Source organism: Halomonas sp. 3D7M, from assembly GCF_014897885.1.
Taxonomy (GTDB): domain Bacteria; phylum Pseudomonadota; class Gammaproteobacteria; order Pseudomonadales; family Halomonadaceae; genus Vreelandella.
Genome location: NZ_JABUZF010000272.1, coordinates 31039 through 39483, shown reverse-complemented (window position 1 = coordinate 39483; position 8445 = coordinate 31039). Strand labels below are relative to the sequence as shown.

Sequence of the window (8445 nt, the reverse complement as noted above, 5' to 3'; positions counted from 1 at the left end):
CCCAGCAGCTGAATGTATATGGGCGCCATGGGCAGCCTTGTCTGCGCTGTGGCGTTGAGCTGCGTCGTATTACTCTAGGCCAGCGGGCCAGCGTGTTTTGCCCTGGTTGCCAGCGTTAGCGGCCGCTCTTTGATATTAACTGTTTTGCCTATGCTTTCAGAGTCTATGTGCTTTGTAAGATTGCTCTTTTGGAGATTGTTGTGACTCAACGCCTGCGCCTGAATAAAAATGCCGATCGCCGCCTGAAAGCGGGCCATCTGTGGATCTACTCCAATGAGGTAGATATCAAAGAGACGCCACTAAAAAACTTTGCTGCTGGTGAGCCTGCGTTAGTTGAGGCTTCCAATGGCAAGACCCTTGGCGTCGCCTACATTAATCCGCACTCGCTGATTTGTGGTCGGGTAATGTCGCGTGACCCAGAAATGCGTCTAGATCGCTCGTTATTCGTACACCGCTTCAACCAAGCGCTAGCGCTGCGTGAGCGTCTGTTCGATAAACCTTTTTACCGTTTGATTCACGGTGAAGGCGACCTGTTACCGGGCTTGGTGATTGACCGCTTCGGCGATGTGCTGGTGGTACAGCTGAATACCGCAGGTATGCAAGCGTTGGCGGAAGATATTGTCGATGCGCTGGAAAAAGTCGTTAAGCCCAGTGCCATCGTGTTCCGCAATGATACGGGCGGCCGTCGCCAGGAAGGTCTAGAAGCCCACGTCGAAGTGGTAAAGGGTACTCTTCCTGATGAGGTTCTGCTGGAAGAGAATGGGGTTACCTTTGCCGTGCCTGTGCTGAATGGCCAAAAGACAGGGTGGTTCTACGACCATCGCGTCAATCGCGCATGGCTGAACAGCCAAGTGGCGGGTAAGCGCGTGCTGGATGTATTCAGTTACGTGGGCGGTTGGGGTGTTCAGGCGGCTGCGAGCGGTGCCTCAGAAGTGTTGTGTGTCGATGCTTCTGCCCCAGCGCTGGATCAGGTGGCACGCAATGCTGAGCTAAATGGTGTGCAGGAGCAAGTAGCGGTAGCCGAAGGCGATGCCTTTGAAGCGTTAGCAGCATTGAAAGCTGACGGCGAGCAGTTCGATGTGATTATTCTTGATCCGCCTGCGTTTATCAAAAAGCGCAAGGATATCCCTAATGGTGAGCGCGCTTACGCACGACTAAACCGTGAAGCGATGCGGCTATTGGGCCGCGATGGCTTGCTGTTGTCGGCCTCGTGTTCTATGCACCTCGCGCCTGAGCGTTTGGTGGATGTGGTTCGTGGTGCCGTTCGCCATCAAGACCGTCATGGCCAGGTGATTTTTCAGGGGCATCAGGGCTCCGATCACCCCGTTCATCCGGCTATCCCGGAAACCTCGTATCTGAAGGCACTGGGCGTGCGGGTATTCCGCGACTAAGCCAAGGACGCTGCTTGACGAACATTGGCAAGACAAAAAAATAGCATCAAGGAGTAACCACAAGGAGTTGCATTATGGAGTGGGCACTACCAGATCCTTTTGTGATCAACCTTCAGGTGACGCCGGAGGCCATTGACGCTTACCGGCATGTCAATAACAGCGAGTATTTACGCTGGGTTGAGCAGATCAGTTGGGCCCACTCTGAAGCCTTGGGGCTATCCCTTGAGCGCTATCAGTCCCTTGACCGTGCCATGGTCGTCCATCGGCATGAGTTGGACTATCTGGCTCCCGCCTTTGTCGATGATAAGTTGCAACTGGCGACGTGGATTGTTGCCTGCGATGGCCGTTTTAGTTTGACCCGCCGGTTTCAGCTTAAGCGTGCGGAGAATGGCAAAACACTGCTAAATGCCCGCACCAGGTTTGCCTGTGTGGCGCTTAGCAGTGGGCGGCCCACGCGGCTGCCTGATGAGTACCAGCGCATTTACGGTGGTGCGGTGGTGGCGGAGTAGCTAATGCTGAAATGCCGTCGATTTTTTTGCTGATTTTCGTTAAACGCTAGATTATTCTCCCAAAAAACGCCTTAGCCGGCGTTTTTTTTGTTTTTCTTGCTTGGGGTGGTGGTTAGTGCCAGCTGTGCTGTAATTTGCTTAATAGCGCTTATTGATGGCCTGGCTCTAACGGCTGGGTAGTAAAGATGAGGCTCTGACGATTTAGCAGTTGAGATTTAGCACTAACAATCAATAGAGAAGGAAAACGCTAATGAAAATCGCCGTCCCAAAAGAGATCAAAAACCATGAGTATCGGGTGGCACTCACTCCGACAGGCGCGCGGGAGCTAGTAGGGCGTGGCCACTCGGTAAGCGTGCAGGCAGCTGCAGGAGAAGGAGCCGGATTTAGTGACAGTGACTATGAAGCCGCAGGCGCCCAGGTGGAAGCTAATGTAGATGCGTTGTGGCAAAACGCCGAGCTGATTCTCAAGGTAAAAGAGCCTCAGGCCGAAGAAGTGGCGCGTCTAACCGCCAACCAAACGCTGTTTACCTATTTGCACTTGGCCGCTGAGGAAAAATTAACCCAAGGGCTGATGGCCAGCGGTGCTACCTGCATTGCCTATGAAACCATCATCGATGCAAAAGGTGGGCTACCGCTGCTCGCACCGATGAGCACGGTCGCTGGGCGCATGGCCGTTCAAGCGGGCGCGCATAGTCTGGAAAAAGCCCAGGGTGGCTCCGGCGTGCTATTGCCCGGTGTGCCAGGCGTTGCGCCGGGTAAAGTTACCGTGATTGGTGGTGGTGTGGTCGGCGAAAACGCCGCCCGTATGGCGTTAGGGTTGGGGGCCGAGGTGACCATTCTGGACAAGTCGATTGCTCGCTTAGAGGTGCTGGACGATCGTTACCAGGGGCGCATCAAAACTGTCTACTCAACGGCGGATGCCCTTGATCAGGCAGCTAAAGAGTCCGATATGATCATTGGCGCCGTACTTATCCCCGGTGCCGCCGCCCCCAAGTTGATCACTCGTGCCATGCTGGCCGATATGAAGCCGGGCAGTGTATTGGTAGACGTAGCCATCGATCAGGGCGGCTGTTTTGAAACCAGCAAGCCTACGACGCATGCCGAGCCAACCTATATCGTGGATGGCATCGTCCATTACTGCGTGGCCAATATGCCTGGTGCGGTAGCGCGGACATCTACTCTGGGTCTTACCAATGCTACCTTGCCGTTTGTACTGGCGCTGGCTGATAAAGGCTGGCAACAGGCGCTTAAAGACGACCCACACTTCCTGCCCGGGCTCAACGTCCATAATGGTCAAGTGACTTATCAGGCTGTTGCCGATGCTTTTGGACTCAAGAGCATCGACCCAGCGAGTGCAGTGGCATGATAATCGGTACGTCAATTAGTAGTAGGTGATACTACTGTTACCCGGGTGGTGCTGCTAGTGGTGGTGCTAATAGTGAGGAGGCACTTCGTCTTCTGGGCGGGTATCACCCTGTGAGTCACCCGCCTGGAGCGCCTGATACTGCTCGCGCAAGCGGTCACGCATCAGCGTGCTCAGTTGCTCCAGCTTTTCTAGCCGACGCTCTTGCTGAGCAACCGCTTGGTCAAGGGTGTCTAGCCAATGCTCTTGGTAAGCCAGTCGACTCTCTAAAGATTCAAGAAGTTGAGTTAGCTCTGCAGGCGATAATTCGTTTGTCATGATAACATCGTGACCTTGTGTAGTATGCTCGGTACTGTTAGGAATGGGCCTAGTTGGCCGAGTATTGTCCTTCGTCTGTTACCCATACAACAAGAGAGCTTTTATCATCTATGAATCCAAAAGTTGTTTTTCGCTGTTTCTTCATCAGTGTTTTACTTGCCGCCCCCACGCCACTTCTTCTGGCGGGGATTGTTCATTTAACGAATGCACCGCTTGCTGAGCAGTGGCTGGCTGAGCTTGCCATCAGCGGGGTAAGTGGTGTGTATATTGCCGCTGCTCTGGGATGTTTTATTGCGTTATTTATAGGTACTTTAGCCGCTGCTGCTCTGGCGCCGCCTATGGTAGTGAAAGCTGATGTTTCTCGAACTAAATCTGCGCCGCGTCAGCCTCAAGCGGTACCTGAAGTGGAAGATGATGAAGAGGAGGATATCATCGACCCCAATGATGGTCGCGAAGAGGGCGAAGTAAAGTGGTTTAACACCAATAAAGGTTACGGCTTTATTACCCGGGATAATGGCGAGGATGTGTTTGTTCACTTTCGTGCTATTCGTGGCCGTGGCCCGCGTATGCTTGCTGAAGGGCAGATTGTTCGCTATCACGTGATTAAGAATGACCGTGGCCTTCAGGCAGACGACGTTAGTATTATTGAGTAGCTTTGATTAAATCGCTTTAATTGAATCGCGCTAGCATCGTTAACTGCTGAAAAACAAGACCCCGCTAAGCGGGGTCTTGTGCGTTTAACGGCCTGAATCAGGCCATTCAATGGCTTTTTCCTGGCCCCCTGGCAATACCTGCCAGAAGCGATCAGGGTCATCGCCGGGGTGCCAGCCACCTAACGAGCAGCGAACCTCGGTCTGTAAAGCTTCGGCGGCGTGCTGAGCGCACTCTTGGTCGGTGTGCCACGGGGTGTGGTGGCTATCAAACCACAAGCTGGCAAAACCATCGGCCGCTTTGTCCACCAATAGTACGGGCACAGCTTCACCTTGATGGTGGCCGCGAGTCTTCCATTTGCCCTTGCCGGCTGGGCTAAGGGGCGGTGCATCGAGAGCTTCGCTTAGCCACGCATTGAGCTTATCTATCGCTACGCTGGCAAGGTATACCTCGATATCCGGAAACCGCTCCATCATACGCTCACCTCGTCGTCCGTTAACAAGGCTTGAAGCGTTGCCTCATAAATGCGGCTTAGTTCATCCAAGTCACTGGCGCGCACGCGCTCATTCACTTTATGAATAGTGTCGTTAAGCGGGCCAAGCTCGACCACTTGGGCGCCAAGTGTGGCGATGAAGCGACCATCCGAGGTGCCGCCGCTGGTCGAAAGCGCAGGGCGCTCGCCGGTAACGGCTTCTACACCGCGAATGGCAGCATCGACTAATTCGCCTTCTGCGGTCAGGAATGGTTCGCCGTTGAGCGTCCAATCAATATGGTACTCAAGGCCATGCTTATCCAAAATCGACTCGGTGCGGCTTCTTAGCATCTCATGGGTAACTTCCGTGGAATAGCGGAAGTTAAACACGACCTCTACTTCACCTGGAATAACGTTAGTGGCCCCGGTGCCCGCGCGAAAATTAGATATCTGGAAGCTGGTGGCAGGGAAAAAGTCATTGCCTGCGTCCCAGTGCTCGTTAACCAACGCATCCAGTGCGGGCATCGCTTGGTGAATAGGGTTGCGCGCAAGGTGTGGGTAGGCCACATGACCCTGAATCCCTTTGAGATGTAGAACGCCGCCCAATGACCCGCGGCGTCCGTTTTTAATCATATCGCCCAGTCGTGAGGTCGACGAGGGTTCACCGACAATGCAGTAGTCCAAGCGCTCGTTGCGTTCGCGTAAATGCTCAACCACTGCGCTGGTGCCATCGATGGCAGGGCCTTCCTCATCGGATGTGATTAAAAACGCTATCCGGCCATCGTGCTCTGGATGGGTGGTCACAAAGCGCTCAACGGCGGTGAGCATCGCCGCTAGGCTGCCCTTCATGTCTGCTGCGCCTCGCCCACAGAGCATGCCGTGCTCATCAATACACGGCTCAAACGGTGGGAATTCCCAGTTCGTGTGGGGGCCGCTGGGCACAACGTCAGTGTGGCCAGCAAAGGCCAATACGGGGCCATGATGGCCTCTTATTGCCCAGAAGTTTTTGACATCGCCAAACGGCAGTTGCTCGATATGAAAACCGAGCGCTGTTAAGCGCTCGATCATGAGTTCCTGGCAGCCTTCGTCATCCGGCGTTACTGACGCCCGGCTAAGTAGCTCAAACGCGAGCTGCAACGTGGGCGACAGCGTTTCAGGCTCAGTTATGGGCATGCAGTGCCTCGTTCAGCGCAATGGCGCTTTTGTTCGTCAGGCACTCAATGCGGCCATTTTGTGAATTGCGACGCAGCAATAAGTCATCTTGGCCTGCTAACTCGCGTGCTGCCACGGTGTTAACTTCTTGTTTCTGATCGTCGAGCAGGGTAACTTTCGAGCCCGCGGTAATATACAAGCCCGCTTCTACGGTGCAGCGGTCACCTAGCGGAATACCGATGCCTGCATTAGCGCCAATCAGGCAGCCTTCGCCTACCTTGATAATGATATTGCCGCCGCCAGACAGCGTTCCCATGGTGGAGCAGCCGCCGCCCAGGTCGGAGCCTTTGCCGACCATGACGCCAGCAGAAATGCGCCCTTCAATCATGCCGGGGCCTTCAGTACCTGCGTTGAAGTTGACGAAGCCTTCATGCATTACCGTGGTGCCTTCACCCAGGTAAGCGCCCAGGCGCACGCGAGCAGTGTCGCCAATGCGGATGCCGGTGGGTACCACGTAATCGGTCATTTTGGGGAATTTATCGACGCAGTCGACTGACAGCGCGCGACCCGCTAAACGCGCTTTTAGGCGGCGGGCAGGCAGCTCTTCGATATCAATCGCGCCTTCGTTGGTCCAGGCGATGTTGCGCAGCAGGCCAAACATTCCCGTCAGATCCAAGCCATGGGGCTTCACTAAGCGGTGAGAGAGTAAGTGCAGCTTTAAGTAAACTTCAGGAACGGTCTGCGGTGCCTGATCGCTTTCTAAAAACATCGCGACCAGGGGGCGATGGCTGGCGGCGAATGATTCGGCGAGTGCTGCCTGCTCAGAGTGACCAGCAGCTTCCAACGCTTTGGCCAAGCGCGTGCAATCTTCGGGCAGGAAACTGATTGCCGTATTGCCAGCGGGGGCGTCTAACGCCTCTTTGGCAGCGGCTACCAAGCTATCTGCAGGATTAAACAGGGGGGCTGGGTAGTAGATTTCTAACCAGTCGCCCTGGGTGTTTTGGGTGCCGATTCCAAGCGCGAAGCTCAGCATAACGCGTCTTCCTTTAAAGTTTTGAATAACAATCAGTTGTTAGGATTCAGTGGTATGTTAGCCGCTGAGAGAGTCGTAATCGCCGTCGCGGTAGCCCACTAAAATAGTGTCGTCATCAACTTCTAGCAGTGGCCTTTTGAGCAGCGTGGGCTGTTCAAGCACTAGCCTGCGGGCAGATGTAGCATCCAGGCTGTCTTTTTCTTCCTGGGGTAAGTCACGCCATGTTTTGCTGCGCTTATTAAGCGCTTCTAATAGCGGTACGCGCTCAAGAATGTGCTCAAGTAAGCCGGCTGAAAGACCATCTTTACGCAGGTCATGGGTCTTGAAAGGGATGCCTTTCTCTTCAAGTACGTTGCGTGCTTTGCGGCAGGTGTCGCATGTGTTGATGATATAGAGTGTCAGCATATAACCTCCTTAAACAAGTCTACGGTGTCTAGCCGCGCTCAAGCAGTTGACGAAGTCGCTCAGCTGCTTCGAGCGTGGGCGCAAGCTCCGCCACTAATGCTAAACGTAGTCGACCCGAACCGGGGTTATGGCCATTTTTCCCTGGGCGGCCCATGAGGCTGCCAGGTAACACGCTGACGTGTTGCTCACTAAATAGCCGCTGAGTAAAGGCGATGTCATCGCCGTCGGGCACTGCTGGCCACAGGTAAAAGCTCGCTTCCGGCGTAGGGAAGTCCATTACGGGTGCCAGCACGTTGGTGACAGCGCTAAATTTTTCGCGATAAGCGTCCCGGTTGGCACGTACGTGGGTTTCATCCTGCCAAGCGGCGATAGAGGCGTGCTGAAGCGGCAGCGACATTGCACAGCCGTGATAGGTGCGGTAGCGCTTAAACGGCGCGAGAAGGCTCGCGTCACCCGCTATAAAGCCGGAGCGTAGCCCTGGCAGGTTAGAGCGCTTAGATAGCGAATGAAACACTACGCAGCGTTGATAATCGTCGCGTCCAAGCTCTGCACAGGCTTGCAGTAGGCCGGGAGGGGGCGTGCTTTCATCCAGATATAGCTCTGAGTAGCACTCATCGGAGGCGATGATAAAGTCGTGCTCATCGGCCAGTGCGATGAGCTCCTTGAATTCAGTAAGTGGCGTGACGGCCCCTGTGGGGTTGCCCGGTGAGCAAATGAATACCATTTGTACATCGCGCCAGGTCGCCGCGCTCACGGCCGAAAAATCAGGGCGAAAACCGTTGTCAGCAGTGCAATCCAAATAGAGCGGCTCGCCCCCTGCCAATAGCGTGGCCCCTTCATAAATTTGATAGAAGGGATTGGGAACAGCCACCTTAGCGGGGCGCTGGCGATCCAGCGCGGCTTGCACAAAGGCAAAAATTGCTTCGCGGGTGCCGTTAACGGGGAGTACTTGCTGTTCGGCATCTAGCCCGGCAAGCGAAAACCGTTGGGTTGCCCAGCGGGCAATTGTTTCGCGTAGGGCGGGTAGGCCGTTGGTTGCCGGGTAGCGAGCCATCTCTAATTGATGAGCAACCAGCGCCTCTAACGCCCCTGCGTAAGGGGCGTGTTGAGGCTCCCCAATGGTGAGGGGAATGTGGGCAAGCCCCGCCGGT

At 54.8% G+C, this 8445-nt stretch carries 11 protein-coding genes; 5 read left to right on the top strand and 6 right to left on the bottom strand.

Features of this window, described 5'->3' with window-relative positions:
- The 4 genes from INT22_RS21625 to ald all read left to right on the top strand — a co-directional run.
- Positions 1–119: zinc finger domain-containing protein (locus INT22_RS21625; protein WP_319022117.1), on the top strand; the 119-nt coding region annotated here is incomplete at its 5' end.
- An 81-nt stretch (positions 120–200) separates the two neighbouring features.
- A complete protein-coding gene (locus INT22_RS19340; protein WP_193059981.1) occupies positions 201–1391 on the top strand; it encodes a class I SAM-dependent rRNA methyltransferase in 1191 nt (396 codons plus the stop codon).
- Positions 1392–1465: 74 nt separating this feature from the next.
- A complete protein-coding gene (locus INT22_RS19335) occupies positions 1466–1900 on the top strand; it encodes an acyl-CoA thioesterase (protein ID WP_193059979.1) in 435 nt (144 codons plus the stop codon).
- 250 nt (positions 1901–2150) lie between these two features.
- On the top strand, positions 2151–3266 hold the full coding sequence (gene ald, locus INT22_RS19330; protein ID WP_193059977.1) for an alanine dehydrogenase: 1116 nt from the start codon (positions 2151–2153) through the stop codon (positions 3264–3266).
- Between the two features lie 66 nt (positions 3267–3332).
- On the opposite strand, the gene INT22_RS19325 is transcribed toward ald, so the two are convergent.
- Positions 3333–3581 (bottom strand): SlyX family protein, encoded by a 249-nt coding sequence (locus INT22_RS19325; protein WP_038481102.1) that lies wholly within the window; start codon positions 3579–3581, stop codon positions 3333–3335.
- A gap of 110 nt (positions 3582–3691) precedes the next feature.
- Here INT22_RS19325 and INT22_RS21620 point away from each other — a divergent pair, with 110 nt between their 5' ends.
- Positions 3692–4234: a cold-shock protein gene (locus INT22_RS21620; RefSeq protein WP_038481105.1), complete on the top strand. Its 543-nt coding sequence runs from the start codon at positions 3692–3694 to the stop codon at positions 4232–4234.
- An 84-nt stretch (positions 4235–4318) separates the two neighbouring features.
- Here INT22_RS21620 and INT22_RS19315 read toward each other — a convergent pair whose 3' ends face one another.
- The 5 genes from INT22_RS19315 to dapC all read right to left on the bottom strand — a co-directional run.
- Positions 4319–4708 (bottom strand): hypothetical protein, encoded by a 390-nt coding sequence (locus INT22_RS19315; protein ID WP_089039234.1) that lies wholly within the window; start codon positions 4706–4708, stop codon positions 4319–4321.
- A complete protein-coding gene (dapE, locus tag INT22_RS19310; protein ID WP_089039233.1) occupies positions 4705–5877 on the bottom strand; it encodes a succinyl-diaminopimelate desuccinylase in 1173 nt (390 codons plus the stop codon). Before dapE ends, INT22_RS19315 begins: the two co-directional genes overlap by 4 nt.
- Complete coding sequence (gene dapD / locus INT22_RS19305) at positions 5864–6889, bottom strand: 2,3,4,5-tetrahydropyridine-2,6-dicarboxylate N-succinyltransferase (protein ID WP_038481114.1); 1026 nt, start codon at positions 6887–6889, stop codon at positions 5864–5866. Before dapD ends, dapE begins: the two co-directional genes overlap by 14 nt.
- A 57-nt stretch (positions 6890–6946) precedes the next feature.
- Positions 6947–7294: a Spx/MgsR family RNA polymerase-binding regulatory protein gene (locus tag INT22_RS19300; RefSeq protein ID WP_038481117.1), complete on the bottom strand. Its 348-nt coding sequence runs from the start codon at positions 7292–7294 to the stop codon at positions 6947–6949.
- 28 nt (positions 7295–7322) lie between these two features.
- The coding region (dapC, locus tag INT22_RS19295; RefSeq protein ID WP_226912937.1) for a succinyldiaminopimelate transaminase at positions 7323–8445 on the bottom strand (1123 nt) is incomplete at its 5' end.

Coding starts and splice junctions, on each gene's coding strand:
- ald (WP_193059977.1), top strand. CDS start 2,151: ATGAAAATCGCCGTCCCAAAAGAGATCAAAAACCATGAGTATCGGGTG.
- INT22_RS21620 (WP_038481105.1), top strand. CDS start 3,692: ATGAATCCAAAAGTTGTTTTTCGCTGTTTCTTCATCAGTGTTTTACTT.
- INT22_RS19300 (WP_038481117.1), bottom strand. CDS start 7,294: ATGCTGACACTCTATATCATCAACACATGCGACACCTGCCGCAAAGCA.
- INT22_RS19335 (WP_193059979.1), top strand. CDS start 1,466: ATGGAGTGGGCACTACCAGATCCTTTTGTGATCAACCTTCAGGTGACG.
- INT22_RS19325 (WP_038481102.1), bottom strand. CDS start 3,581: ATGACAAACGAATTATCGCCTGCAGAGCTAACTCAACTTCTTGAATCT.
- dapE (WP_089039233.1), bottom strand. CDS start 5,877: ATGCCCATAACTGAGCCTGAAACGCTGTCGCCCACGTTGCAGCTCGCG.
- INT22_RS19315 (WP_089039234.1), bottom strand. CDS start 4,708: ATGATGGAGCGGTTTCCGGATATCGAGGTATACCTTGCCAGCGTAGCG.
- dapD (WP_038481114.1), bottom strand. CDS start 6,889: ATGCTGAGCTTCGCGCTTGGAATCGGCACCCAAAACACCCAGGGCGAC.